Origin of the sequence: Curtobacterium sp. 18060 (genome assembly GCF_902706105.1) — a bacterium.
Taxonomy (GTDB): Bacteria; Actinomycetota; Actinomycetes; order Actinomycetales; family Microbacteriaceae; genus Curtobacterium.
In genome coordinates this window covers 116,324-142,123 of the sequence record NZ_CACSJV010000002.1, presented here as the reverse complement: position 1 = coordinate 142,123, position 25,800 = coordinate 116,324, and the positions used below count along the sequence as shown (strand labels likewise).

The window sequence follows — 25,800 nt, the reverse complement described above, 5'->3', positions numbered from 1 at the left end:
CGGGCACCGCGCCTCCTGTCCGTCACGTGGTGACGTCTACGGCTTGGTGGCCGCGTCGATCGTGTTCTCGGCGATCGTGTCCTCTTCACGCCCGGGCGTGCGGAGGTTCCACTTCTTGATCACGAAACTGAACAGGAAGTAGTAGACGACCGCGTAGCCGAGGCCGATCGGGATGAGCCAGATCGCCCCGTCCGCCTTGCCGAAGTTCAGCACGTAGTCGATCGCACCGGCCGAGAACGAGAACCCGTCGTGGATCCCGAGGGCGTTGACCAGCGCCAGCGAGGTCCCGGTGAGCACCGCGTGGATGATGTACAGCGGGAACGCCACGAACATGAACGAGTACTCGAGCGGCTCGGTGATGCCGGTCACGAACGAGGTGAGCGCGGCCGAGATCATGATGCCGCCGACGAGCTTGCGGTTCTGCGGCTTGGCGTTGCGCCAGATCGCGAGCGCACCGGCCGGCAGCGCGAACATCATGATCGGGAAGAAGCCGGTCTGGAAGATACCAGCGGTCGGGTCGCCGGCGAGGAAGCGCGGGATGTCGCCGTGCACGATGTCGCCGGCCGCGTTCGTGAAGCTGCCGAGCTGGAACCACGGGAAGAAGTTGAGCAGCTGGTGCAGGCCGATCGGGATGAGCATGCGGTTCGCGAACCCGAAGATGCCGCCACCGATCACGGCGTTGTCCGCAACGGCGGTACCGGCTGCCGTGAGCGCGATGTCGAAGTAGCGGTAGACGAATGCCATGAGCACGGCGATGACGAGACCAGCCGCAGCGGTCAGGATCGGGACGAGGCGACGACCGGAGAAGAAGCCCAGGAAGTCGGGCATCTTCGTGCGGTGGAACTTCTCCCACATGACCGCCGAGACGAGCCCCATCACGATGCCGCCGAGGACACCGAAGTTGATGGTCGCCTGGTCGCCGTTCGCGTCCTTGACCCCCGCGAGCACAACCGGGGACATGACTGCGAACACCTGGTACATGACCATGTAGCCGACGACGGCGGCCAGAGCGGTCGTGCCGTCCGACTTCTTCGCCCACCCGATCGCGATGCCGACCGCGAAGAGGAGCGGCAGCCAGGTGAAGATGGCCTGTCCGGCAGCCGAGATGACTCCCGCTCCCGTCTCGAAGCCGGGGATCGCGCCGAGCAGGTCGGGCTGCCCGATGCGGTTCAGGATGCCCGCAGCGGGCATGACCGCGATCGGCAGGAGCAGGCTCCGTCCGAGGCGCTGGGCGTTGGCGAAGAGCCGGGACTGCTTCTTCGGCTTCTTCTTCTCCGGCACGTCCGTGGCAGTGGTGGCGCTCATCGGAGGTCCTCTCGTCATTGGGTGGAGCTGTCGGGGTGAGTTGAGTCGTGCAGCCAGCGCAGGTAACCTCGGCGGTGTCGCCAGGTCCGGTCCTGTCCGGTCATGACCAGTTCCGTAGTCTGAACCGAGACCGGTCCCGTGTCAACCTGGTACGAAAACCCTTAACGAGGAGGAAACGATGGCCGACATCAAGGCAGCCGACATCATCGCCGCGCTCGGCGGTGCCGACAACATCGAAGAGGTCGAGGGCTGCATCACGCGCCTCCGTGTCGAGGTGGAGGACGGCGACCTCGTCGACAAGGCCGCGTTGCAGGCTGCGGGCGCCCAGGCCGTCGTCGGCGGCGGCACCGGCTGGCAGGTCATCGTCGGCACGGTCGCCGACAACCTCGCGCAGGACATCCAGGACGAACTGTGACGGCGGTCCGCACGCCCTTCGCCGGCCCGGTCGTCGCCCTCGCTGACGTGCCGGACCCGGTGTTCGCCGGCCAGCTCGTCGGCGCCGGTGTGGCCGTGGACCCGACGGGCGTCGAGGGCGCGGTCACCGCGGTGGCCCCGGTCGACGGCACCATCGTGAAGCTGCACCCGCACGCGTTCGCCCTGCAGGGCTCGGCGGGCACGGACGTCCTCGTGCACGTCGGCATCGACACCGTGAAGCTGTCGGGCGAGGGCTTCGAGCTCCTCGCCACCGAGGGCTCGACGGTCACGGCCGGCGACCCCGTCGTCCGGTTCACCCCGTCGGTGATCTCGGCCGCCGGCTACTCGCCGATCTGCCCGGTCGTGGTGCTCGGATCCGCGCCGGACACCATCGACCAGGGCACGGTGGGCACCACGGTGCTCGACGGCGACACCCTGTTCGAGGTCTGACGCGGGCCACCCCGGTTCTTCCTTGCCGAAGCGACTCTGTGCTGCGGAACGTTCGCAGCACAGAGTCGCTTTCGCGTTCGTGCCGGACTACGCGACCGCCGGGGTCGCGGTGACCTCCATCTGGACGCGGTAGCGGTCCGAGCGGTACCAGCTGCGGGTGTGCTCCACGGGGCGCTCCCCCGCGTACGACACCCGGTCGAACTCGAGCACCGGGGCACCGGTCTTCGTGCCGAGCAGGGTCGCGACGTCGTCGGCGGCCGGGTTCGCGGCCACCGTCTGCTGTGCCCGGTCGATCGGGGTGCCGTACTCGTTCGCGATGATCGAGTACACCGACCCGGACAGGTCGTGGTCGAGCAGCCCCGGGAACGCATCGGCCACGAGCCAGGCGTCGTCGATCGACACCGGAGCGCCGTCCGCCATCCGGAGTCGCTTCACGTGGAAGGCCGACACCTCGGCGTCGAGCCGCAGGGCCGCCACGGTGTCACTCGGCGGCACACGTTCCTCGCGCACCAGGACCACCGTCGTCGGGACGTGGCCCATCGCGCGCATCTCCTCGGTGAACGACGCCAGGTGCAGCGTCGACTGCACGGGGCGGTGCGCCACGAACGTGCCCTTGCCGCGCACGCGCTCGAGGTAGCCCTCGTTGACGAGCTGTCCGAGGGCTTCGCGCACGGTGATCCGTGAGACGCCGTACTCGGCGATGAGCTGGCGTTCGGACGGGATGGCGGCGCCGGGGGCCAGGCGGGCGGTGGCGAGGTCGAGCAGGATGCGCCGCAGCTGCTGGTGCTTCGGTTCGGCACCCTCGGTGATGCGGCTCGTCATGCGTCCCTCGTGCTCCGTTGCTGGTCCTGGGTGGTGGTCATGCGCGGACATGACCAGTTCCCATCACAGTAGCGAGTCGACCTCGGAACGCCAACGTGCGTGACGTTCCGCGTGGACCGGCGGGAGGGTTCAGGCGTTGCGGACGAGCCAGGCGAACTGTTCGTCGGAGAGCAGCCGGTCGGTCCAGACCTGCCCCTCGACCCCCGCGGCGGAGGACGTCTGCACCCCGGGAACCCCCTGCCACACGAGTGACAGCCCGGCCCGACGGAGCACCGCAGCCGACGCCGGGTTGTTCGTGAGCACGCGACCCGTCACGGGGACGTCCGGCGCGGTCTCGGCGGCGGCTCGCACGGCAGCGAGGGCGATCTCGGACGCGAAGCCCTGCCCCCAGGCCGCGGGAGCCAACCGGTACCCGAGGTTCCAGACCCCACCGGCGGTCATGTCGACCCCGCCGACCCCGACGAACGCGTGGTCTGCAGCCGTGCGGACAGCCCACGAACCGAGTCCGTGTCGGGCCCGACCACCGATCTTCCGCTGCACCAGGTCCACGCTCGAGCTCCGGGCGACGTGCCGACCACTCGGCAGGTGCTGCCAGGTGCGGGCGTCGGCGAACACCGCGTGCACGTCGTCGATGTCGGCCGGCGTGAGCGGGGTGAGCAGGAGGCGATCCGTTCGGATCTCCTGCGAGGGGGTCAGGAGCTGGTGGACCATGCCCCGATCATCCCCCGCACCACCGACATCCGTGTGAACACCACGCGACGATTGCGGAAGGCCGCAGATGGTGAGCAGAAATGGTCGAGTGGCTCGAAGCCACCCGACCATTTCTGCTCACGAAGCGGAACGACCGACGCGCCGGCCCCTGAACGCCACTCAGTCGAGCAGGAGCGCCGGCTCCTCGAGCACCGAGGCCACGTCGTGCACGAACCGCGACGCCACGTCGCCGTCGACGACGCGGTGGTCGAACGAGGCGCCGATGGTCGTCACCATGCGCGACCGGACCTCGCCGTCGACGACCCACGGCTTCGGCTTGATCGTGCCCATGGCGACGATGGCGACCTCGCCCGGGTTGAGGATCGGGGTGCCGGTGTCCATGCCGAACACGCCGATGTTCGTGATCGAGACCGTGCCGTTCGCCATCTGCTTCGGCGTCGTCTTGCCGTCACGGGCGGTGAGGGTGAGTTCCTCGAGCGCCTGCGCCAGCTCGAGCAGCGACATGTCCTGCGCGTCCTTGATGTTCGGCACGATGAGCCCGCGCGGGGTCGCCGCGGCGATGCCGAGGTTCACGAAGTGGTGGACGATGATCTCGCGATCGGTCCAGGTCGAGTTCACCGAACGGTTGCGGCGGACGGCCCAGATGACGGCCTTCGCCACGATGAGCAGCGGCGAGACCTTGACGCCGGCGAACGTCGGCGAGGCCTTCAGCCGCTTGACGAACTCCATCGTGTGGGTCGCGTCGACGTCGACGAACAGCGACACGTGCGGTGCGGTGAACGCCGAGGTGGTCATCGCGGTCGCGATGGCCTTGCGGACGCCCTTGACCGGGATCGTCTCGCTGCGCACCTCGCCCCACTCGGGCGTCTCGATGTTGCGGAAGACGCTGGCCTGCTTCGCGTGCCGGATGACGTCGTCGCGGGTGACCTCGCCGGCGAACCCGGTCGCGACGATCTCGGTCAGCTCGACACCGAGGTCCTTCGCGAGCTTCCGGATCGGCGGCTTCGCGAGCACGTTGGTCGCGAGGGTCTGCTTGCGCGCGGGCGCGGAGGCCAGACCGGCGATCGCCTCGGCGGTGGTGTCCTCACCGGGATCGCTGGCCGCTTCGGCCGCTGCTTGCGCATCCACACTGGAGGCACGGCTCGCCTCGGCCGCGAGGGCTGCGGCCCGGCGGGCGCCCGGCTTGCGCCGCGACGGCGACGAGGTCGCCGAGCCGTAGCCGACGAGGACGGCGCCGGAGGACTCGTCCGTCCCGACGACGGAGGCGCTGTCGGCGACGGGCTGCACCGATGCTGCCGGTGCAGCTGTGGGCGCGGCAGCGACGACGGGAGCAGGTGCAGCAGCAGGTGCCGGGGCCGCCGCGGGGACGGGCTGGGTCTGCGCGACCGGAGCCACCGGGGCGGGCGCTGCCGGCGGGGTCGGGGCGACCACGGGCGAGGTCGGGACGCTGTCGGCGACCGGTGCCGGGCCTCCCGACTGAGCAGCTGGAGCGGCGACCGGCGCACCGGACGCGACCGACGCGTCGGACTCGACACGGATGATCGGCTTGCCGACCTCGACCGTGTCGCCCTCGGACACGAGCAGCCCCGTGACGGTGCCGGCGAACGGCGACGGCAGCTCGACGAGCGACTTCGCGGTCTCGATCTCGACCAGGACCTGGTCGACGGTGATCTCGTCCCCGATCGCGACGCGCCACTGCACGATCTCGGCCTCGGTGAGGCCTTCGCCCACGTCGGGCAGGGGGAATTCGGCGACGGCCACTTACGGCTCCTTCGGCGTTCGGACGAGTTGGGTCAGTCGAGCTGGATCAGTACGCGAGGGCGCGGTCGACGGCCTCGAGGACGCGGTCGGCGTCCGGCAGGTGCAGGTGCTCCAGCTTCGAGACCGGGAACGGGATGTCGAACCCGGACACCCGCAGCGGCGGCGCCTGCATCGTGTAGAACGCCTTCTCGGCGACGGTGGCGGCGATCTCGCTGCCGACACTGACGAAGCCGGACGCCTCTTGCGCGATGACGAGGCGACCGGTCTTGCGGACCGAGGTGAGGATCGGGTCCCAGTCGATGGGCGAGATCGAGCGGAGGTCGATGACCTCGCAGCTCGTGCCCTCGGACTCGGCGAGCTCGGCGGCCTGCATGAGGGTCGCGACCATCGCACCGTGGCCGACGAGGGTGACCTCGGTGCCGGTGCGTGCCACACGCGTGGTGTGCATCGGGACGTGCCCGTCGACGAGGTCGACCTGGCCCTTGGGCCAGTAGCGCGACTTCGGCTCGAGGAAGACGACCGGGTCCTTCGAGGCGATGGCCTCCTGGATCATCCAGTAGGCGTCGTTCGGGGTGCTCGGGCTGACCACGCGCAGACCGGGGGTGTGCGCGAAGTACGCCTCGGGCGACTCCTGGTGGTGCTCCACGGCACCGATGTGGCCGCCGTAGGGGATGCGGATGACGACGGGCAGCGACATGTGCGCCGGCAGCCGGTTCGCCATCTTCGCGAGCTGCGAGGTGATCTGGTCGAAGCCGGGCCACACGAAGCCGTCGAACTGGATCTCGACGACCGGGCGGTAGCCGCGCAGGGCGAGGCCGATCGCGGTGCCGATGATGCCGGCCTCGGCGAGCGGGGTGTCCCGCACGCGCTCGGGGCCGAAGCGGTCCTGCAGGCCCTCGGTGATGCGGAAGACGCCGCCGAGTTGGCCGATGTCCTCGCCCATCAGCAGGACCTTGTCGTCCGCCTGCATCGCCGCGGCGAGCCCGGCGTTGAGGGCCTTCGCCATCGGCAGGGTCGGGGTGGGGTCGCTCGGGACCTCGCCGGCGCCCGGGTGGGACCGCAGCGTGTAGTCGAAGAGCTGCTCGGTGGTGCTCATGCGTGGGCGCCCCCTTCGAAACCGGCCTCGTACTGTTCGAGCCAGGCCTTCTGCTCGGCGACCAGCGGGTGCGGCTCGCGGTAGACGTTGTCGAACATGACGTCGACGGACGGCGGGGTCAGCGCCACGGTGCGGCGGCGGACGTCGGCGGCGATGTCCTCGCCCTCTTCGTCGAACGCGGCGAACTGCTCGTCGGTCGCGCCCTTCGAGCGCAGGTACGCCTCGGAGCGGACGATCGGGTCGCGGCGGACCCAGTCCTCGAGTTCGCCGTCGGCACGGTACCGGCTCGGGTCGTCCGAGCTGGTGTGCGCGCCGATGCGGTAGGTGTCGGCCTCGATGAAGGCCGGACCCTGGCCGCTGCGGGCGTGGTCGGTGGCGACGACCGACGCGGTGTACGACGCCAGGATGTCGTTGCCGTCGATCAGCACGCTCGGGATCCCGAAGCCGCGGGGACGGTCGACGAGCGGCGTCGGCGACTGCACCGACACCGGCACCGAGATCGCCCAGTGGTTGTTCTGCAGGAAGAAGACGACGGGGGCCTTCGTCGACGCCGAGAACACGTACGCCTCGTTCACGTCGCCCTGGCTCGTCGCGCCGTCGCCGAAGTAGACGACGGAGCACGCGTCACGGTCGGGGTCGCCCGTGCCGACGTCGCCGTCGAGCTTCTGGCCGAGCGCGTAGCCCGTGGCGTGCAGGGTCTGCGAGCCGATCACCAGGGTGGAGATGTGCGTGTTGCCGCGCTGGTCCGGGTCCCATCCACCGTGGGTCTGCCCGCGGTACATCGCGATGATCTCCATCGGCTCGACACCGCGCTGCATCGTGACGGCGTGCTCGCGGTACGAGGGGAAGACGTGGTCCTGGGCGCGCAGGGCGAAGGCGGAACCGGTCTGCGCCGCTTCCTGCCCGTGACTCGGCACCCAGAGGCCGAGCTGGCCGGTGCGCTGCAGGTTGTGGCCGGCGTGGTCGAACCGTCGGGTGAGGACCATGCGGCGGTGCATCGCCAGCAGGGTCTCGTCGGGGATCGCCCGCGCGGCGGCGGCGAACTCGGCGTTCTCGTCGGACTCCACGAACCGACCCTCGGGGTCGAGGAGCCGGACGGTGGTCGTCGCGGGAGCCGCGGCGCGGAATGACATGCGGGCCAGCGTAGCGGCAGGCATCAGTCGGCCACCTGGAGGTCCCCCACAAGCGAGCGGGCCGTTTCGAGGAGCGTTTCCACAGCCTCGTGCTCGCCGATCGAGATGCGGATGCCCTCCGGCGGGAAGGCCCGCACGATGATGCCGGCCTCCTCGAAGGCGGCGGCTGCAGCGACCGTGCGGTCCCCCGTCGGCAGCCAGACGAAGTTGCCCTGGGCGTCCGGCACGGCCCACCCCTGCTCGCGCAGCTCGGTGACGATGCGGTCCCGCAGCGCGGCGATCTCGGAGACCCGCTCGAGCAGTTCGCCCTCGCGTTCCAGGCTGGCCAGTGCGGCCGCCTGCCCCTGGGCCGTGACGGAGAGAGGGATCGCGCACGCGCGGACCGCCTCGAGCACGTACACCGGGCCGAGGGCGTAGCCGACGCGCAGCCCGGCGAGACCGTACGCCTTCGAGAAGGTCCGGAGGACGACCAGGTTCGGGTAGCGGGCCAGCAACGGCTGCCCGTGCACGGCGGCCTCGTCGGTGGCGAACTCGGCGTATGCCTCGTCGAGCACGACCAGCACGGACTGCGGCACCGCGGCCATGAAGGACGCGAACTCGGACTCGGTCACGATCGGGCCGGTCGGGTTGTTCGGCGTGCACACGATCACCATGCGGGTGCGGTCGGTGACGGCGGCGGCCATCGCGTCGAGGTCGTGGCCGCCGTCCGGCCGGTTCGGCACCTGCACGCTCGTGGCACCCGCGACGGTGACGACGCCGGGGTAGGCCTCGAACGACCGCCAGGCGTAGACGATCTCGTCGCCCGGGCCGGAGGTCGCGCGGGCGAGCTCGTGCAGGATCGCGACGCTGCCCGGGGCGACGTGCACTTCGTCGGCGGTCAGTCCGAAGCGGTTCGCGAGCGCGGCACGGACGGCCAGGGCGGTGGCGTCCGGGTAGCGGTTGAACGCGGTCTGCGCCTGCACGGCCTGGACCACCCCGGGGAGCGGGGGGAACGGGTTCTCGTTGCTCGACAGCTTGAAGGCGTCGTCGGCGGCCTGGCGTCCCTGCTTGTAGGCGGGGAGGACGGCGATCTCGGGCCGGATGTGCACACGCTGCTCACTCACCTGCACAGGCTAACCCGCGGCCGTGCGGGCGGTGTCGGTGACTGCGCGGGTGTCGAAGGGCATCATGGGTGCATGCGATTCCTCGTCCGCCTCGTCGTCAACGCCGTGGCCCTCTGGCTCACCACGCTCATCGTCAGCGGCGTCTCCGTCACCGCGTTCGGCGACGGCGGGACCACGGCGACCGTGCTCACCTACCTGCTCGTGGCCTTCGTGTTCGGGCTCGTCAACGCCGTGATCGGCACGCTGATCCGGATCGTGGCGTTCCCGATCTACATCCTGACCCTCGGGCTGATCTCCTTCATCGTGAACGCGATCCTGCTGCTCATCGTCGCGGGCATCTCGGACGCGTTCGGCTTCGGGCTCGAGGTCGAGTCGTTCGGCTGGGGCATCGTCGGGGCCTTCGTGCTCGCCGTCTTCGCCTGGCTGATCGGGCTGTTCGTCCGCCCGGTGCTGAACCGCCAGCGGGCGTGACGCGGACGGACCTCGCGGAGGACACCTCCCTGCGTCATGATGTGACCATGGCCCCGGACGTCGACGCCCCGTTCCGCGTCTCGTTCGTCTGCAGTGGCAACATCTGCCGGTCCCCTATGGCCGGCGTCGTCTTCGCGCAGATCGCCGCGGACGCCGGGCTCGCCGAACGCTTCCACGTCGAGTCGGCCGGCACTGGTGACTGGCACGTCGGCGAACCGGCCGACGAGCGCACGATCGCAGCCCTCGCGGCACGCGGATACGATGGCAGCAGGCATCGCGCCCGTCAGTTCGACCCGGACCGGTTCCCGGACCTCGATCTGGTGGTCGCACTCGACCGCTCCCACGAACGCGTCCTGCGATCGTGGGCACCGACCATGGACGACTCCGCCAAGGTGACGCTCCTGCTGCGGTACGACGACGCCTGGCCCCAGCAGACCGACGTGCCGGACCCGTACTACGCGGACCGGCACGAGTTCGACCGAGTGCTCTCGACCGTCGAACGGGCCTGCCGGGCGCTCTTCCACCAGCTCGAGCCGGCCGTCCGTCAGGGAGCCCCATGACCCCCCTTCCCCCGCAGCCGATCAGCCCGCTCGACGGGCGCTACTACCCGATCGTGCACACGGTGGGCGAGTACCTCTCCGAGGCCGGGCTCAACCGCGCGCGCATCGTGGTCGAGGTCGAGTGGCTGGTCTTCCTGACCGACCACGCGATGTTCACCACCTCGCCGCTCAGCGTCGACGACAAGGCCGCGCTCCGGCGCATCGTGGAGACCTTCGGCCACGACCAGATCGCCGAACTCGCCGAGATCGAGGCGACGACCCGCCACGACGTCAAGGCCGTCGAGTACTTCGTCCGCCGCCGGCTCTCGGAGCTCGGGCTGGACGCGATCGCCGAGCTGACCCACTTCGCCGCCACGAGCGAGGACGTCAACAACCTGTCGTACGCCCTGACCGTGCGCGACACCGTCGACCAGGTCTGGCTGCCGGCGTACCGTGCTGTGCTCGAGAAGCTGCGGACGCTCGCCGTCGAGCTGCGCGCCGTCCCGATGCTCTCCCACACGCACGGGCAGCCCGCGACCCCGTCGACGCTCGGCAAGGAGCTCGCGGTCGTCGTCTACCGGCTCGAGCGCGTCCTGGCCCAGATCGAGGGCGGCGAGTACCTCGGCAAGTTCTCCGGCGCGACCGGCACCTTCTCGGCCCACCTCGCCGCGGACCCCGAGGCCGACTGGCCGACGCTGTCGCGCGAGTTCGTCGAGGGCCTCGGGCTCACCTGGAACCCGCTCACCACGCAGATCGAGTCGCACGACTGGCAGGCCGAGCTGTACGACCGGATCCGGCACGCCAACCGCATCCTGCACAACCTGGCGACCGACGTGTGGACCTACATCTCGATGGGGTACTTCACGCAGATCCCGGTCGCCGGTGCCACCGGCTCGTCGACGATGCCGCACAAGATCAACCCGATCAAGTTCGAGAACGCCGAGGCGAACCTCGAGATCTCGTCGGCGCTGTTCTCCACCCTGTCCGAGACCCTGGTGACGAGCCGTCTGCAGCGCGACCTGACCGACTCGACCACGCAGCGGAACATCGGCGTCGCGTTCGGGCACTCGCTGCTCGCGCTCGACAACCTGCGCCGCGGCCTGGGCGAGATCTCGGTGAACGAGGCCAAGCTCGCCGACGACCTCGACCACAACTGGGAGGTCCTCGCCGAGGCGATCCAGACGGTCATCCGTGCCGAGGTCACCGCCGGGCAGTCGAACATCGAGGACCCCTACGCGATGCTCAAGGACCTCACGCGCGGCAAGCGGGTGACCCAGCAGGACCTCATCGTGTTCGTGAACGGCCTGGACATCTCGGACGGCGCGAAGGCCCGGCTGACGAACCTGACGCCGGCGACGTACACGGGCCTGGCGGACGAGCTGGTCGACCACCTCGACGTCTGACGTCGGACGCCAGACGTCCGACGTCGGACGTCCGACTTCCGACGTTCCCGGACATCCGCGTGACGCGCGACGGTTCCTCACGTAAGCTCGCGACGGACACTGGGGGGACCGCGACGTCGCGGAGCACGGAACCGGGTCCGCGCTGCACCCCGCTCGGGTGTTCGAACCGGAAGAACCCATCCATGCGCCGTACCACCATCGCCACCGCCGCCGCGGTGACCGCGCTCGCAGCCGCGCTCGTCGCCCTCCCGGGCGTCGCCACGGCCGAGAACGCGCCGAGCCCGACCCCCACAGCGTCCCAGCAGTCCATCACGGGCACTGCGGGCGAGGGCACCGCTGCGAAGGCCTCGCCCGAGAGCCGTGCCGCGACGCCGGCCGGCACCGAGTGGGTCGCCGCGGACGACCTCACGACCTGGACGAGCGGCGCCTTCCCGGCGAACTGGTTCACCACGGGCGGCACGCCGACGTTCGGCGCGAGCGGCGCGACGCTGCCGACCGGCACGCTCCTCGCGCACGCCACGACCGGCAGCGCCGCGACCGACCTCACCGATGTCCGCAGCACGGTGAAGGCATCGCGGGAGGGCCTCGGCCTCGGCACCGCCGACCTCATCGCGTCGGGTGACGCCCGCTACGCACTGGTGGTCGACACCGCTGGTTCGACCGACAACGCCCCGGGCGACGGCGTCGTCCTGACCACCTCGGCCACCGGACCCACCGCCGTCGACGGCACCTGGACGGCCACGCTGCCGGTCGGCACCATCGCCGCGGGCACCGCGGCGACCCTCGCTGCCTTCCAGGCCCAGTTCGCGGCGACCACCCCGGACGCCACCATCAACGCGTACGGCGCGGTGACGCTCACCGGGACCGGCACGGTCACGGGGATCTCCCGGAACCAGGACAACACCTACTTCACCCCCGAGCCGACCGGCACGATCCGGGTGCAGACGCCGACCACGCAGTCGTCGCTCCGCGACCCGGGTGTGCAGGTCACCGCGACCGGCTTCCTGCCGGGTGAGAAGGTGCTGCCCGCGATCCTGCTGCCGGACCTCGAGTACGTCGGTGCGGACCAGGTCTTCACCGCCGACGCGGACGGCAACGTCTCCGGGACCGCCACGTTCAGCGCCGACATCCCGGCCGGCGACGTCGCCCTCATCCTGAGCGGGGACGACAGCGGCATCCTGGTCAGCTTCGCCGTGACGATCGTGGCCGACCCGACGACACCGGGCACCGACCCCACCCCGGTCGACGACCCGGCTCCCGTCGCGGTCCCGGTCCCGGGCAACGCGGCCTTCACCGGCTGATCCGCAGCACCGACCGAACCGACGTCCTCCGCGGCGTCCGACGGCGTCCGGCGAGTTCCACGCCGGGCGCCGTCGCCACGTCCGAACCGAGGAGCCGCACCGTGCCCCGACCGTCGTCGTCCCGCTTCCGCCCCGGGGTGCTCGCCGCTGCCGTGGCGATCGCCGTCGCTGCGGTGATCGTCGTCCTGGCGATGCGCCCGTGGTCCGCTCCGGCCGCCGCGCCCACCTCGGCGCCCTCGCCGGTCGCATCGAGCACGCCGACAGCGAGCGCGACCCGGGGACCGACGCAGACGCCGACGCCGACCGCGAGCCGCGGCCCGGTGGACGCGGTGCACGCCCCGGCGACGTCGACGGTCGCTGCGGTCCGCGGCGCGTCGATCGCGGTGCACACCGCCCCGGGCGGCGCGGTCACGACCACGCTGCCGAACCCCCAGGCCTCCGGCGCCCCGCTCGTGTTCCTCGTGGTGGCGCAGCAGGACGGGTGGGTGCAGGTGCAGCTCGCGCAGCGTCCGAACGGCAGCACCGGCTGGGTGGAGAAGACGTCCGTCGACCTGTCCGCCGACCCGTACGCGATCGTGGTGACGACGTCGACCAACACCCTCGACCTCTACAAGGCCGGCAAGGTCGTCGACAGCTACCCCGTCGCGACCGGTACCGGTGGGACGCCGACGCCGACGGGCCGCTTCGCCCTGACCGAGCTGCTGGCGCCGACGAACGCCGGGTACGGCCCGTACGCCTACGGCACGACGGCGTTCTCGGACGTGCTGAACTCGTTCGGTGGCGGCCCGGGACAGATCGGGCTGCACGGCACCGACGACACCTCGAGCATCGGTACCGCCGCATCGCACGGCTGCATCCGCATGCACAACGCCGACATCACCGCGCTCGCGGAGCTCCTGCCGCTCGGCACCCCGATCCAGGTGCGCTGACGCCCCTGGCGCTCACCGAGTGAGCAGAAGAGGTCGAGTCGCGGCGCGGCACCCGACCGCTCCTGCTCACGAAGCGGGTCTGCCGCAGCGCCCACGCGGCCGGGAGGCACGGCGTGCGCCCGGCAGTGGGCGCGACCGTCTCAGGTGGTGACGTCCAGGGCCTCGGCGACCAGCGCCTCCAGGACGGTGCGCACCACGGGGCGGACCGCACGGTCGGGGCGGACCAGCGCCTCGATCCGGCGCCCCGCCCGCACGTCGGCCAGCTCGGCCAGGTGGAACCGGCCGGACGCCCGCGTGCCCGAGGTGTAGCGGGGCACGAGCGCGACGCCGTGGCCCGCGGCGACCAGGTTCTCGATGACGGGCAGGTGGATCGTCCGGAAGGCGACGCTCGGCGGAGCGTCCGACGCCGCCGCCATCGCCTGCAGGACCCGGTCGATCGGGTACCCCTCCGGCACGCCGATCCAGGTCTCGCCGACGACCTCGTCGATCCCGACGCGCTCGCGACCGGCGAGCCGGTGCCCCGGCGGCAGGGCCACGTCGAGCGGTTCACGCAGGAGCGGGACCGTCTCCACCGATCCCTGGTCCGCCGGCCGCACCCCGTCCGAGCGGTGTCCGACGGCGATGTCGTGGTCGGCGGCGAGGGGTGCGAACTCCCCCTCGCTGACGTCCACGTCGACGAGCGTCAGCTCGATGCCGGGGTGCGCGCGCATCCGGGTGAGGACCCCGGGCAGCAGCAGTTCGGCCGCCGACGGGAAGATCGCGAGGTCGACGCTGCCCGTCGCGCCGCCCAGGTGCTCCTGCCAGGCGGCGTCGACCCGGGCGATCGCCGTGGCGACGCCGGTCGACAGTCCGGCGAGTACGTCGCCGTGGGCGGTGAGCCGGACGCCGCGGCCGATGCGCTCGACGAGCGGGACGCCCACCTGCCGCTGCAGCGTCTGCAGTTGCTGCGACACCGCGCTGGGCGTGCGGTGCGTGGCCTCGGCGACGGCAGTGACGCTGCCGCGCTCGGCGAGTTCGCGCAGGACGGCGAGCAGGTGCACGTCGAAGTCGACCATGCAGGGAGGCTACAACGTCGGTTGCGAACAATTCGCTGGTCCTACACGTTCCGAGCCACCACGATCGGAGCATGACCACCCGTGACCGCCTCCTCGCCCTGGTCGTCGCCGCCGTCTGGGGCCTGAACTTCCCCGCGACCGCGCTCGCCCTCGAGCACTTCCCGCCGTTCCTCCTCGCGGCCCTGCGGTTCACGATCCTGGCGATCCCCACGCTGCTGTTCGTGCCGCGGCCGAAGATCCCGTTCGGGCGGCTGCTGCTCGTCGGGTTCGGGCTCGGGGTGCTGCAGTTCTCGTTCCTGTACCTGAGCATGGCGTCGGGGATGCCGTCCGGGCTCGCCTCGCTCGTGCTGCAGGCCTCGGCGCCGTTCACCGTGGTGCTCGCCGGCGTGTTCCTGCGCGAACGGCTCACCGGACGACAGGTCATCGGCGTGACGATCGCGGTCGCCGCCCTCGGCCTGATCGCCCTGCACCGGTCGCAGACGGCGGCCCTGCTGCCGGTGGTGCTGGCGCTGTGCGGCGCACTCGGGTGGGCGATCGGCAACGTCGCGACCCGGCGAGCAGGAGCCGCGAACCCGCTGCACCTGACGCTCTGGTGGTCGGTCGTGCCGCCGATCCCGATGGCCGTGCTGTCGGTCGTGGTCGAGGGGCCGGACCGCATCGGTACCGCACTCGGCACGGCCTTCAGCGCCGAGGCGCTGCCGGCCGACCTCGGCCTGCTCTACATCGTGCTCGTCGCGACCCTGGTCGGCTACGGGATCTGGTCGCGACTGATGGCGACCTACCCGTCGAGCACGGTCGCCCCGTTCTCGATGCTCGTGCCGGTCGTCGGTGTGCTCGCGTCGTGGGCGGCCTTCGGCGAGGTGCCCGACCTGGTCGAGGTGCTCGCCGGCGCCGTCGTGGTCGGGGCGGTGCTGTGGTCGTCGCGACCGGCACGCGCGTCGCGACCGGCACGCGCGTCGGGTCCGTCGCACTCGTCGCCTTCCGAGGTCCCGGTGCCGACGCCGGTCGACGGAGTCCCGGTGCCGGTGCTCAGCCCCGGTGCTGGCGACGCTCCGCGATGATCCCGGCGAGCGCACCGCGCAGGTGCGGGTACCGGAACTCGTACCCCGCCTGGGTCAACCGCGTCGGCACCACCCACCGGCTCTTGAGCACCAGTTCGGTCTCGGTGCGGATCGCGAAGGACCCGACCTCGAGCATCCACCGCGGCGTCGGCAGTCCGAACCGGCGACCCACGGCGTCACGGATCGTCGCCATCACGGTCCGGTTGTCGGACGGGTTCGGGCTCGACACGTTCACCGCTCCCTCGATCTCCGGGTGGTCGCGGACGAACCGGATCGTGCCGAGCACGTCGGCGATGTGCACCCAGCTGAACCGCTGGCGACCCCGGGTCGGCCGGTGGTGGTGGTACGTCCCCGCCCGCAGCCGGGAACGCGTCGGCACCCAGGCGCCGTCGTACTGCGGCCCGCCGAGGCCCGCCTGCGCCAGCCGGAGCAGCGGCACGAGGGCGCTGCCGTCGCCGAACACGATCGCCATCCGGAGCGCCACCCGACGGGTCGACGGCAGGTCGGCGCCGAAGAAGGCGTCCTCCCACGCACGCGCCACCGAGACCGAGAAGCCCTCGCCGAGTTCGCCGGTCAGTTCGTCCTGGGGGCGGTCGTCGGCGTGGCGGTAGATCGTCGCGGTCGAGGCGTTGAGCCACAGCGGTGGGGGCTGCTCGGCGGTGCGGATCGCCTCGGCGAGCTCGAGCGTGGTGTCCACCCGGGAGCGCATGATCTCGGCGCGGTTGCGTCGGCCGTACCGGCAGTTGACGCTCTTGCCCGCCATGTTCACGACGAGGGCTGCACCGTCGACGAGCTCGCGGATGCGCAGGGTGTTCCCCCACACCGCGTCGCCCGTCCGGCCGACCGTGACGACCTGGTAACCCTCTTCGGTGAAGGCGTCCCGCAGGTACTGCCCCACGAACCCGCTCGCGCCCGCGATCACGACGCGGCCCTTCTGGTCGCTCATCTCATCCCCGTCCTGTGTCCGGCGCGATCTCGTACCGGAACGCCCCCTCGTACCGGTACAGCGTGCCGAGCACCGGCGCCGAGAGCACCAGGGACACGCGCTGCAGGTCCGCTTCGTCATCGAATCGTTCTGTGAGCAGGACCCGCGGTGCGATGCGGGCCGGAAGGCGCACCTCGCGTCCCAGCGCACGGAACGTCACGCGGGTGGAGACCAGGCGCAGGGCGCCCGCGTCCGGCCCGTGCGCGTCGACCTCCGCCCGGAGCCGGGCGCTGACGCGCCCGTGGCGACCGAGGTGGTCGACCAGGCCGTCCGGTTCGGCGGTGATGGCGTCCACCATCGTGCGGCTGCCGGAGCGGAACCGGAAGGTGCGGTGCGCGCGGACCGCGGGGCGGGCCTCCCGTCCGGCACGACCACGACGGACGCGAGCCGGGTGGTTCTCGACCGTGAAGGGGACGTCCCGCTCCCAGACCGGGAACATGACGGCATCGCGGGCTAACCAGGCGAGCAGCGGCCACAGCCACCGGCGCGGTGTGCCGACGACGTCGAACACCCCTTCACCGCGGCCGACGTGGCCCGGCGGGATCGCGCCGAAGTACGCCGACAGCCGCGGGTGCAACCGGGCCAGCACGTCGGATGGTGTGGACAGCTCGTAGGGCGACCGGGTCACGTCCCGATCCTGGCATGTCGTCGGTGCCGATCCCTACGATGTGGCACATGGGTCACGACCACGGAGCAGGGCACTCGCACGGGCACGCGTCCGAGCGCGCACTGCTCATCGCGTTCTGCATCTCGGCGACGATCCTGCTGGCCGAGGTCGTCGGCGCCGTCGTCACGGGCTCCCTCGCGCTGCTGGTCGATGCCGGGCACATGGTCGTCGACACCGGTGGGCTCGGCATCGGCCTCGTCGCGACGCGGCTCGCCCGCCGCAGCCCGACGACGCAGCGCACGTGGGGCTTCCAACGTGCCGAGGTGCTCGGTGCCACCGCCCAGGCGGCGATCCTGCTCGCGGTCGGCGTCTTCGTGATCATCTCCGCGATCCAACGGCTGTTCGTGCCCGCCGAGATCCACTCCGGACCGCTCCTCGTGTTCGGCATCATCGGACTCGTCGGCAACCTGGTGGCCTACGGCGTGCTGCTGCGGGCCTCGGGCGAGGGCTTCACCTCGCGCGCCGCCCGGCTCGAGGTCCTCAACGACACCCTCGGCTCGGTCGCCGTCATCGCCGCCGCGGTCGTGCTCATGCTCACCGGGTGGGAGCGTGCCGACTCGGTCGCTGCGATCCTCATCGGCCTGCTCATCCTGCCGCGGGCGATCCGGCTGCTGCGCGAGACCGCGAACGTGCTGCTCGAGTCCACGCCGCCGGGGCTCGACCTCGACGACGTGCGGGGCCACATCCTCGAGCTCGAGCACGTCATCGCCGTGCACGACCTGCACGCGACCCTGGTGGCGACGGGGGTCCCGAACCTGACCGCCCACGTGGTGGTGGACGACGAGTGCTTCTCGACGGCGCACGCTCCGCGGATCCTCGACGAGCTGCAGCAGTGCGTGGCGGAGCACTTCGACGTGCCCGTGGAGCACTCGACCTTCCAGCTGGAGCCCGCGTCGCACCGGCGGCACGAGCACGAGGTGCACGCGTAGGGATGCCGTGTGGGTGGCTGGCTCGTCGCACCCGCCGCACCTGTCGACGCGGAACGACTTCGTCGACGTCGTACGACATCGGCTTCGTCATTCGTTGCACGCGCGCACTGTTGCCGGTGCCCCGAGACGACATCCTCGCCGTCGTACGACATCGAGAGTGTCGTTCGGGGTCGGCGGACGCACTCACCCGCGCCCGCCCGCCCGCGTCAGCAGTCGTCGGTGCGCGTCGGGTACGCCGTGATGACGCGGTCGGTGGTGGCGGAGACGATGACCTTCACGAACGGGTCCGCATCCGGACGCGACCCGTCGTCGAACCGCACCGGTGCCGCGTAGCAGACCTTGCCGTCCCCGGCGTCGACCGGGAATCCTGCTCGCGGTGACACCAGCGCCGTCTGCACGGCCGTGAGCATCGCGTCGTCCCAGTCGCGGGAACCGTGGCCCGCGACGACCTCCTGCCAGTCGGCAGTGTGCCGCTGCCGGATGTGCTCGTAGCCCTGTGCCGACGTGCCGCACTGCAGGGTGACCTGGCCGAGCGCCGCGGTGTCGTACTGGGCGACGGCCGCCTGGGTCGTGGAGTCGCACCGCGCCAGGGTGGCGTCGCCGGGCAGGTCCGGCCCGGTGCGTTTGATCGTGACGGTGCCGTCGCCGGAGGCGGTTGCCGCGTCGGTCGGCGTCCCGGAGCGCGATCCGGCACCGATGGTCGGGTCGTCCGCGCCCTGCCGCGCCGTCAGGAACAACCCGCCGACGAGGAGACCGGCGGCCACCACGGCCGCGATCCCCGTGATCACGGGACGGTTGCGGTTCTGGGGCACGCGCCCAGTATGCCGGGCGCGCGACCCGGACGACGGAACCGTGTTCCGGGATGCGACGGGCGGACGGGAGGCCCGCCCCGCGTCAGGCGCGCGCGGCCAGTCGGGTGCCGGCGATGACGGCCAGGACGGCGACGAGCACCACGTACCCGATCAGGACGGGCAGGGTCGGGATCACCAGGAGCGCCGCCCCGACGGCCACGACCGGCACCGTCAGCCCGGCGTAGGCGATGAGGAACGTGGCCGCGAGCACCCCGCCCCGACGCTCGGGACCGACCAGGGCTCCGGCGCTCGCGATGCTGGCCCGGAAGAGCAGCCCGACCCCGGCGCCCGCCACGACGCCACCGCCGATGAAGCCGGCGACCTGCAGCAGGACCGCGGCGACGGCGAGCACCGCCAGGCCGCCGACCAGGAGCACCATGCCGAGCCGGATCTGCGTGCGCTGCGTGAGTCGGGCGAACACGATCTGCGAGACGGCGCTCGCGGCGAACACCCCGAAGGTCGTCGCACCGGCCGCCAGCCGGTCGGTGACGTGGAAGGTGGTGCCGAGGAACGTCGGGGCGACCGAGGTGAAGAGCCCCTGGACCGCGAGGGCCGCGAACGCCGCGGCACCGGCTGCCCAGAACGCGGCGGCCTTGCCCTCCGGTGCCTGCATGCGCTGCGGGCGGTAGGGCACGCGGGTCTCGGGGCGGGCGACGGTCTCCGGCACGACGAGGACGAGCACGAAGGCCACGGCCAGTGCGACGACGAACACGACGTACGGCACCATGAGCGGCGCTCCGACGAACTCGGCGAGCGCACCCCCGACGAGGGCGCCGAGCGACAGCCCGCCGAGGTTCACGGCACCGGCGGCGACGCTCGCGCCCTTCGCCGAGTCGGACGAACCGGTCGCACGGACCCGGAGCTCACCGAGGTGGGCGGTCGCCGTGGCGGTGAGCGTCCCGACGCCGAGGCCGGTCACGAGTCGCGCGACGATGAGGCCGGTGACGTCGTTCCAGACCAGGAACAGCACGGCGGCGACGAGCGCGAGCGCGATCGACACGAGGATGAGCGGCTTCCGCCCGTGCACGTCGCTGAGGTGTCCGGCCAGGTACAGGGACCCGACGACCCCGACGCCGTACGCGGCGAAGATGATCGTGGTGGTGAACGTGGGGAAGCCGTCCCGTGCCTGGTAGATGACGTACAGCGGTGCGGGGACCGTCGCGAAGGCCATCACCGACAGGAACGCGAAGGCGACGGCCCAGAAGCCGAAGCCGTGACGCCGACGGGTGTGCGCACGACGGCCACGGGGGGCCGGGACACGCTCGCTCGCGGGAGCGGATGCTGTGGCGGGGAGAGCGCCCGTCGGGGTGTCGGTCACGGTTGACATGTTCCGATGATCGCGCGCCCCGAGCATCGAGTCCAACGGATGCTCTTGATGCCGTCCATCGATCGGATCGATGATGGGGTAATGGAGACCCGCCTGCTCGAACAGTTCGTGACCGTCGCCGCCGAGGGCAGCGTGACCCGCGCGGCCGAACGGCTCTGGGCGGCGCAGTCGACAGTGTCGGCCGGGATCGCCTCGCTCGAGCGGACCTTCGGCGTGCGGCTGTTCGACCGCACCGGACGGCACCTCGTGCTCACGACCGCCGGGGAGGACCTGCTCCCGCACGCCCGCGCCGTGCTGGAGTCGCTCGACCGGATGCGCGACCTGGCGACCGTGGACGACGCCGACCTGCGCGGACGGGTGCGGCTCGGCATCTTCACGAGCATGGACATCGTCGACCTGACCGGCGTGCTGCAGCGGTTCCGGCGGCGGCACCCACTCGTCACCGTGGAGCTCATGACCTCACCGTCGGGCACGACCGGGCTCGTGCAGGACCTCGTCGCCGGGCGGCTCGACCTCGCGTACACGGGGCTGCCGACGGTGCCGGCCGGAGTCGTGGTCGAACCGCTGCGCGAGATGCCGTTCCGCGTCTTCACGGCGTCGGACCACCCGTTGGCCGGGCGCCGCTCGGTGTCGCTCGCCGACCTCGCGGACGAACCCTTCGTCGACACCGCGCACGGGTTCGGCAACCGGATCATCCTGGACGGCGCACTCGAGCGGCTCGGGATCCGACGGCGGATCGTCGCCGAGATGAACGACATGCCCGCGGTCATCCGGTTCGCCTCGGCGGGGCTGGGGGTCGGGGTCGTGCCGGACTCCGGAGTGCGGCACGACGGCGCGGTCCTCGAGCTCGAGGACGCGGTCGAACCACTCCGCATCGGCCTGGCGATCCGCACGAGTCCGGAGCCGAACCGTGCGGTCCGGACGCTGGCGCGCGACATCGTGGCCGCGCGCGTCGTCTGACGCGGCGCCGGTGGGTGGACCCCACCGACGGACAGGAGGCACGGGGCGGGTCCGCCACGAGCCTCCTGGCCGTCAGTCCCCCCACACCTCCCCGACGACCGCACCCAGCAGGTTGTCGGTCGGGAAGCCGATCTGGTCGACGACGACGGAGCTGTCGCCGCGGACGTACAGGGTGTACGCCTTGGCGACGCCGCCGTCGAGGGTCGCTCGGAGCTGACACAGTGTGCCGTCCGGACGCTCGGTGCAGGTGCCGCCGGCCTCGTCACCGAACGTGTCGACCTGGTTCCGGGTCTGCTCTGCGGTCGTGGTGGAGACCGTGACGTACAGCGCCCCACCGTCCGCACCCGGCGCCCGCCATTCACAGCTGAGTCCGGTAGCGGCGGTGCCGTCGCCACCGTCACTCGCGCCGTCGATGTCCTGCTCGGTCGCGGTGATGTCCCCGAAGAACCGGGAGTACTCCGACGCCGGCACGACCGCGCGGCAGTCCGTCGGGATCGTGGCGGTGGTGTTCAGGGGCGTCGACGTCGCGGTGGGGCGTGGCGTGCCGGTGATCGGTGCGGAACTCGGGGTGGTGGCCGTCGGCGAGGGCTCGGGCGCCTGCGTCTGGGTGGGCGCGGCGACCGGGGTGTCCTGCTGCGAGAGCGTCAGCGCGACGGCTCCGGTAGCGGTACCGACGGCGAGCAGCGCGACGACGCCGATGACCACACCGGACCGACCACGACGGCGCTTCGGGCGCGGGGTGGCACGTTCGAGGACGTGCTGCTTCATCGAGACGAGCATGCGCTGCAGGTCGTCTCCCTCGGGAGGCTCAGTGTTCATCGTGCATCACCACCTTCTTGAGTCGGCGTCGATTGCGCGAGACGCGCTGGGTGACTGCCCCGACGCTGAGGCCCAGCAGCTCGGCGGCCTCGGCGTAGGAGTGCCCCTCGAGCAGGCAGAGCTCGCAGATGCGGCGGTCGACGTCGGGGAGCGCGGCGATCTCGGCCCGGACCCAGCGCAGGGTCTCGCGGGCCTCGTCGTGCTCGGCCGGCGACGAGAGGTGCTCGGGGAGCTCGTCCGCGCGGCGGCGGGCCTGCTTGCGCCCGGTGTTGAAGGCGTGGTTCCGGCAGACGACGAGCAGCCACGGCAGCACGGTGGCCGCCGGGAGCTCCAGCGCCACCGCTCGCTGCCACAGGGTCAGGAACGTGTCCTGCACGATCTCCTCGACGTCCGACCGGTCGTCGACGAGTGCCCAGGCGTACCGGGTGAGCGTGGCGGCGTAGCGGTCGAACACCCGTGCGAGCGCATCGGTGTCCCCCTGCGCGATCGCACGGACGAGCGCCTCGTCCGTGTCGGTCGTCACGTCCACATCCCACCTCCTTCACCCAGAGGTGTCGGCAGGACCCGCGATCCTGACAGGACCGTGGCGGAAACGTGATCTCGGGCGTGTCCGACCGCGGTGCGATCGGCGGCGACCGCCGTGGATCAGTGGAAGTCGTCGCCCTCGCCGTCGCCGGGCGTCTTGTGCCCGCCGAGCATGTCGTTGTCGTCCTGGTCGCTCGTCGACGCGAGCTGGAGCATCGCCAGCACCACGACGACGACGATGAACGCGACGCCGAGGAAGATCACGGCCAGCTGCAGTTCCCGCGTCGAGAACAGCACGACGAGTCCGGTGAACACCGCGATGATCGCGGAGATCCCGAGGAGCTCGACCGGGCGCAGACGGTCACGACGGCTGGGGGTGGTCATGCGTGTGGTGCTCCGTCCGGGGCGACGGACGGCGTGGCCGTGCCCCACTTGTGCGAGAGGCCGGCGATCACGTGGAAGACCGCCGTGATGGCGAGGTAGGCGCCGAGCAGGCCGACCAGGACGATCGAGGCGTCGAGCGTGCCGGTGACCTGCTCCACACCACCGAGCTGCTGCGAGTAGTCCGGCGGGGTGATGAGGAACGCGATCGCGAGCAGCAGGGTGAGCGCGCCGATCGTGGTCCAGTCCCGCGCGAAGGGGGAACGACGACGAGCCCGCAGACCCTGTGCCAGCTCGAGCGCACCGGTGAGCACCGCGAAGGCGACGATGACCGAGATGAACGCCGGCAGCCCGAGGCCGTTGCCGGCGAACCCGGCGACGGCGGCGAGCAGGGTGATGACGGCCTGCAGCAGCGTGGTGCGGCGGGACCGACCGTCGAGCGGGAGCCGCGCGACGCCGGCCCACAGGAGCACGAGCCCCTCGACCAGCGCGAAGCCCGCGAACAACAGCAGGCCGTAGCCGGCGGCGTGGTTCGTCGAGAAGGTGATGACGAGCGCGACGACCGCGGCGGGCACAGCCCGGAGGATCGGGATCGGCCAGTACCGCGCGCGTTGGGTCGCCTCGTTCACGGTGGTGGCGTCGTCCACGGTGTCGGACACGGGACCTCTTTCAGGCATGCGGATCGTGAGATCGATCCTACCGCCGCGGTGGCAGCCGACCGACCGCCGGGGGTCCGCAGCACTGAGGATGCTCGAATGCCGGCCGGGGTGGCGTCGCCCGGACGACGCCACCCCACCGCTGGATCAGGACCGTGGCTGGTCGTCCGTCACCACCGAACGCCGTCCACGCCGACGCGCGAGCCACCAGCAGGTCGAACCGGCCGCGACGACCACCGCGGCGAGCGCGGCGACCAGCCCGAGGTCCTCGACGCCGGTGTAGGCGAGGGCGCCCCGTGCGGCCTGCGGCGCCGCGTCGGTGACGGGGCCACGGGGACCCCGGTCGCCGTCGCCGTCGTCACCGCGGGGAGCATCCGGCACCGATGCCGCGTCGTCGGGGTCGGGCGCCAGGGTCGGGGACGGGGTCGGCGCGGGACCCTCGTCGTCCTGGTCGACGACGATCGCGACCTCGGTCGACGGGTCGCCGCCGTCCGGGTCCGTCGGGGAGGTCGCCGTGGCCACGTTCACCACGTCGGAGCCGTCCCCCTGGTACTCCGGATCGAGCACGGCCCGGAGCCGGAAGTCGTGGGTCTCCCCCACGGCGAGCGCGACGTCGGAACGGCAGGTCACCCGCTGCCCCTCGGCCGTGCAGCCGTCGTCGGACCCGACGAACCGCATCGCGTCGGGCAGGTCGTCCGTCGCGCCGACCTGCTGGGCTACCGATGGCCCACGGTTCCGTGCGGTCACGGTGTACACGACCTCGTCGCCGGGCTCGACGGTCGTGGGTGAGACGGACTTGTCCGTCTCGACGTGCGCCGCGGCCACGGCCGTGACGACCGTGGTGCTCGCCCGCGAGGCGTTGTCGGCTTCGTTCGTGTCGGACATCGACGACGGCGGTGCGATGGTCGCGACGCTCTCGAGCGGCCCCTCGGCACCGTCGGCGATGCGCCCCTCGACGGTGACGACGGCCGATCCGCCGCGGGGCAGGGCGAGGTCCGTCTCGACGTCGCCCGCTCCTGACGCGACGGCGCAGCCCGAACCCGCTGCCGGCGCGCAGGTCCAGGTGGCGTCCTCGATGCCCTCGGGGACGTCCACCCGCAGTGGGCTCGGCTCGGCGTCGTTCGGACCGGGGTTCCGTGCGGTCACGGTGTACCGGACGGTGCTGCCGGCGACCGAGGTCGCGGGCAGGTCGTGCTCCACGGACAGGTCCGCCGGCTTCCAGACCCGGAGGGCGTCGATCTCGTGGGTGTTCACGTGGCTGCCGGTGGCGCCGGCGAACCCGAGCCGCAGCGTGCTCGGCATCGGCACCTGTCCGTCGCCGTGCAGCGGGACCCCGTCGAGCACGGTGCGCATCACCTGACCGACCTGCAGCCGCACCGTCAGCGTGAGCTCGCCGTCCTCGCCCGGCAGCAGCGTGACGCGGACCGTGCGCGGCGTCGAGCCGGTCGTCACGGTGCCCCCGGGTGCCGGAGCCCCCGCGACGTAGCGGTAGCCGTCGTTCCCGTTGCCGGACCCGCGGACGACGACGTGGTCGGCCTGCGCCCTCGGCCCCGAGCCGTTGATCCGCGACGAGAAGTTGCCGTAGTGGTCGATCGCGATCGCGGCGAACCCACCAGGGACCCCGGGCAGGTCACACGCCTGTCCGCCGCCCTCGGTCTGCGTGCTCCGGCAGGCGTACCCGAGGCCGGCGCCGAACGCCCCGACCCCCTGCACGGCGGCGCCGTCGGCGAGGAAGAGCAGCAGGCCGTCAGCGCCGGGGTCGTCCTTGTCGGTGTGCATCGCGTAGTCGAACGCGATCTCGAGCCCGGTGCCCGACGGGAACGTGTCGTTCGTCGACCACGCCCCGGCCTGGTTCCGGACGTCGTCGGTCAGGCGGAGACGGCCGTCGACGATCGCGGCGTCACCGCTCAGGGTGCCACCGGCCGCGCTGGTGAACGAGTTGTCGTAGGGGAAGTCGAGTGTCGCCGCACTCGAGCCGGTGGGCAGGATCGCAGGAGCCGCGAGGACGGCGAGGGCGGTCAGCGCGGTGCACACCGTCGCGAAGCGACGGGCAGCCCGCGACCGGAGCGGGTCCGGGACGGATGTCGGAGCAGTGGGTTCTGTCATGTCCCGATCGTCGCGATCGAGCGGTCACCGCAGGTCGAGC

Annotated in this window: 27 protein-coding genes; 10 read left to right on the top strand and 17 right to left on the bottom strand. The window is 71.7% G+C overall.

Annotated elements, in window-relative coordinates:
* Positions 1 to 36: 36 nt before the first annotated feature.
* Positions 37 to 1,305 carry a PTS transporter subunit EIIC gene (locus GVL05_RS02065; protein WP_123293455.1) on the bottom strand — a complete coding sequence of 423 codons (1,269 nt, stop codon included), beginning with the start codon at positions 1,303 to 1,305 and terminating at the stop codon, positions 37 to 39.
* Between the two features lie 178 nt (positions 1,306 to 1,483).
* Here GVL05_RS02065 and GVL05_RS02060 point away from each other — a divergent pair, with 178 nt between their 5' ends.
* Together GVL05_RS02060 and GVL05_RS02055 are read left to right on the top strand one after the other, a co-directional pair.
* On the top strand, positions 1,484 to 1,720 hold the full coding sequence (locus GVL05_RS02060) for a PTS transporter subunit EIIB (RefSeq protein ID WP_071253138.1): 237 nt from the start codon (positions 1,484 to 1,486) through the stop codon (positions 1,718 to 1,720).
* A complete protein-coding gene (locus tag GVL05_RS02055) occupies positions 1,717 to 2,169 on the top strand; it encodes a glucose PTS transporter subunit IIA (protein WP_159570889.1) in 453 nt (150 codons plus the stop codon). The genes GVL05_RS02060 and GVL05_RS02055 overlap by 4 nt, the downstream gene beginning before the upstream one ends.
* A gap of 87 nt (positions 2,170 to 2,256) precedes the next feature.
* Here the strand turns inward: GVL05_RS02055 and GVL05_RS02050 are convergent, their stop codons facing one another.
* The 6 genes from GVL05_RS02050 to GVL05_RS02025 form a co-directional block, all read right to left on the bottom strand.
* Entirely contained in the window at positions 2,257 to 2,991 is a 735-nt protein-coding gene (locus GVL05_RS02050; protein ID WP_123293453.1) for a GntR family transcriptional regulator, read from the bottom strand.
* Between the two features lie 129 nt (positions 2,992 to 3,120).
* Positions 3,121 to 3,702, bottom strand: coding sequence for a GNAT family N-acetyltransferase (locus GVL05_RS02045; protein WP_159570886.1), 582 nt, complete (start codon positions 3,700 to 3,702; stop codon positions 3,121 to 3,123).
* Positions 3,703 to 3,861: 159 nt separating this feature from the next.
* Complete coding sequence (locus GVL05_RS02040; RefSeq protein WP_159570883.1) at positions 3,862 to 5,463, bottom strand: dihydrolipoamide acetyltransferase family protein; 1,602 nt, start codon at positions 5,461 to 5,463, stop codon at positions 3,862 to 3,864.
* 46 nt (positions 5,464 to 5,509) lie between these two features.
* Positions 5,510 to 6,469, bottom strand: a complete 960-nt coding sequence (locus GVL05_RS02035; protein ID WP_111087054.1) for an alpha-ketoacid dehydrogenase subunit beta — start codon at positions 6,467 to 6,469, stop codon at positions 5,510 to 5,512.
* Between the two features lie 86 nt (positions 6,470 to 6,555).
* Positions 6,556 to 7,692 carry a thiamine pyrophosphate-dependent dehydrogenase E1 component subunit alpha gene (locus GVL05_RS02030; protein WP_159570881.1) on the bottom strand — a complete coding sequence of 379 codons (1,137 nt, stop codon included), beginning with the start codon at positions 7,690 to 7,692 and terminating at the stop codon, positions 6,556 to 6,558.
* A gap of 23 nt (positions 7,693 to 7,715) precedes the next feature.
* A complete protein-coding gene (locus GVL05_RS02025) occupies positions 7,716 to 8,795 on the bottom strand; it encodes a histidinol-phosphate transaminase (RefSeq protein WP_159570880.1) in 1,080 nt (359 codons plus the stop codon).
* A 72-nt stretch (positions 8,796 to 8,867) separates the two neighbouring features.
* On the opposite strand from GVL05_RS02025, the gene GVL05_RS02020 reads away from it, so the two are divergent.
* The 5 genes from GVL05_RS02020 (at position 8,868) to GVL05_RS02000 (ending at position 13,438) form a co-directional block, all read left to right on the top strand.
* A complete protein-coding gene (locus GVL05_RS02020) occupies positions 8,868 to 9,266 on the top strand; it encodes a phage holin family protein (RefSeq protein WP_111087052.1) in 399 nt (132 codons plus the stop codon).
* A gap of 47 nt (positions 9,267 to 9,313) precedes the next feature.
* Complete coding sequence (locus tag GVL05_RS02015; protein ID WP_123293449.1) at positions 9,314 to 9,826, top strand: low molecular weight protein-tyrosine-phosphatase; 513 nt, start codon at positions 9,314 to 9,316, stop codon at positions 9,824 to 9,826.
* Positions 9,823 to 11,208, top strand: a complete 1,386-nt coding sequence (purB, locus tag GVL05_RS02010) for an adenylosuccinate lyase (protein WP_159570878.1) — start codon at positions 9,823 to 9,825, stop codon at positions 11,206 to 11,208. Before GVL05_RS02015 ends, purB begins: the two co-directional genes overlap by 4 nt.
* Before the next feature lie 182 nt (positions 11,209 to 11,390).
* Positions 11,391 to 12,509, top strand: a complete 1,119-nt coding sequence (locus tag GVL05_RS02005) for a hypothetical protein (protein ID WP_159570875.1) — start codon at positions 11,391 to 11,393, stop codon at positions 12,507 to 12,509.
* 101 nt (positions 12,510 to 12,610) lie between these two features.
* Positions 12,611 to 13,438 (top strand): L,D-transpeptidase family protein, encoded by an 828-nt coding sequence (locus GVL05_RS02000; protein WP_235035800.1) that lies wholly within the window; start codon positions 12,611 to 12,613, stop codon positions 13,436 to 13,438.
* Positions 13,439 to 13,578: 140 nt separating this feature from the next.
* On the opposite strand, the gene GVL05_RS01995 is transcribed toward GVL05_RS02000, so the two are convergent.
* A complete protein-coding gene (locus GVL05_RS01995; RefSeq protein ID WP_159570872.1) occupies positions 13,579 to 14,493 on the bottom strand; it encodes a LysR family transcriptional regulator in 915 nt (304 codons plus the stop codon).
* Between the two features lie 71 nt (positions 14,494 to 14,564).
* Between GVL05_RS01995 and GVL05_RS01990 the strand changes: the two genes are divergently transcribed.
* Positions 14,565 to 15,554: an EamA family transporter gene (locus GVL05_RS01990; RefSeq protein ID WP_159570869.1), complete on the top strand. Its 990-nt coding sequence runs from the start codon at positions 14,565 to 14,567 to the stop codon at positions 15,552 to 15,554.
* On the opposite strand, the gene GVL05_RS01985 is transcribed toward GVL05_RS01990, so the two are convergent.
* Positions 15,523 to 16,500 (bottom strand): epimerase, encoded by a 978-nt coding sequence (locus GVL05_RS01985; RefSeq protein ID WP_159570866.1) that lies wholly within the window; start codon positions 16,498 to 16,500, stop codon positions 15,523 to 15,525. The two genes, GVL05_RS01990 and GVL05_RS01985, sit on opposite strands and share 32 nt — an antisense overlap.
* A gap of 1 nt (position 16,501) precedes the next feature.
* Positions 16,502 to 17,167, bottom strand: a complete 666-nt coding sequence (locus tag GVL05_RS01980; protein ID WP_159570863.1) for a DUF4166 domain-containing protein — start codon at positions 17,165 to 17,167, stop codon at positions 16,502 to 16,504.
* A 47-nt stretch (positions 17,168 to 17,214) separates the two neighbouring features.
* Here GVL05_RS01980 and GVL05_RS01975 point away from each other — a divergent pair, with 47 nt between their 5' ends.
* Positions 17,215 to 18,135, top strand: a complete 921-nt coding sequence (locus GVL05_RS01975; RefSeq protein WP_111086907.1) for a cation diffusion facilitator family transporter — start codon at positions 17,215 to 17,217, stop codon at positions 18,133 to 18,135.
* Between the two features lie 206 nt (positions 18,136 to 18,341).
* Here the strand turns inward: GVL05_RS01975 and GVL05_RS01970 are convergent, their stop codons facing one another.
* Positions 18,342 to 18,947 (bottom strand): hypothetical protein, encoded by a 606-nt coding sequence (locus tag GVL05_RS01970; protein ID WP_159570860.1) that lies wholly within the window; start codon positions 18,945 to 18,947, stop codon positions 18,342 to 18,344.
* Between the two features lie 82 nt (positions 18,948 to 19,029).
* Complete coding sequence (locus GVL05_RS01965) at positions 19,030 to 20,313, bottom strand: MFS transporter (protein WP_159570857.1); 1,284 nt, start codon at positions 20,311 to 20,313, stop codon at positions 19,030 to 19,032.
* An 81-nt stretch (positions 20,314 to 20,394) separates the two neighbouring features.
* On the opposite strand from GVL05_RS01965, the gene GVL05_RS01960 reads away from it, so the two are divergent.
* Positions 20,395 to 21,273: a LysR family transcriptional regulator gene (locus GVL05_RS01960; protein ID WP_159570854.1), complete on the top strand. Its 879-nt coding sequence runs from the start codon at positions 20,395 to 20,397 to the stop codon at positions 21,271 to 21,273.
* 72 nt (positions 21,274 to 21,345) lie between these two features.
* On the opposite strand, the gene GVL05_RS01955 is transcribed toward GVL05_RS01960, so the two are convergent.
* From GVL05_RS01955 to GVL05_RS01935, 5 genes are all read right to left on the bottom strand, one after another.
* The gene (locus GVL05_RS01955; protein ID WP_159570851.1) at positions 21,346 to 22,092 is read right to left on the bottom strand and encodes a hypothetical protein; all 747 of its coding nucleotides are present in this window, start codon (positions 22,090 to 22,092) and stop codon (positions 21,346 to 21,348) included.
* Positions 22,082 to 22,615, bottom strand: coding sequence for an RNA polymerase sigma factor (locus GVL05_RS01950; RefSeq protein WP_235035799.1), 534 nt, complete (start codon positions 22,613 to 22,615; stop codon positions 22,082 to 22,084). The genes GVL05_RS01955 and GVL05_RS01950 overlap by 11 nt, the downstream gene beginning before the upstream one ends.
* A 122-nt stretch (positions 22,616 to 22,737) precedes the next feature.
* The gene (locus tag GVL05_RS01945; protein ID WP_111086912.1) at positions 22,738 to 23,001 is read right to left on the bottom strand and encodes a hypothetical protein; all 264 of its coding nucleotides are present in this window, start codon (positions 22,999 to 23,001) and stop codon (positions 22,738 to 22,740) included.
* Positions 22,998 to 23,657, bottom strand: coding sequence for a DUF308 domain-containing protein (locus GVL05_RS01940; RefSeq protein ID WP_123339942.1), 660 nt, complete (start codon positions 23,655 to 23,657; stop codon positions 22,998 to 23,000). Before GVL05_RS01940 ends, GVL05_RS01945 begins: the two co-directional genes overlap by 4 nt.
* Positions 23,658 to 23,801: 144 nt before the next feature.
* Positions 23,802 to 25,760, bottom strand: a complete 1,959-nt coding sequence (locus GVL05_RS01935) for a DUF11 domain-containing protein (protein WP_159570845.1) — start codon at positions 25,758 to 25,760, stop codon at positions 23,802 to 23,804.
* Positions 25,761 to 25,800: the final 40 nt, after the last annotated feature.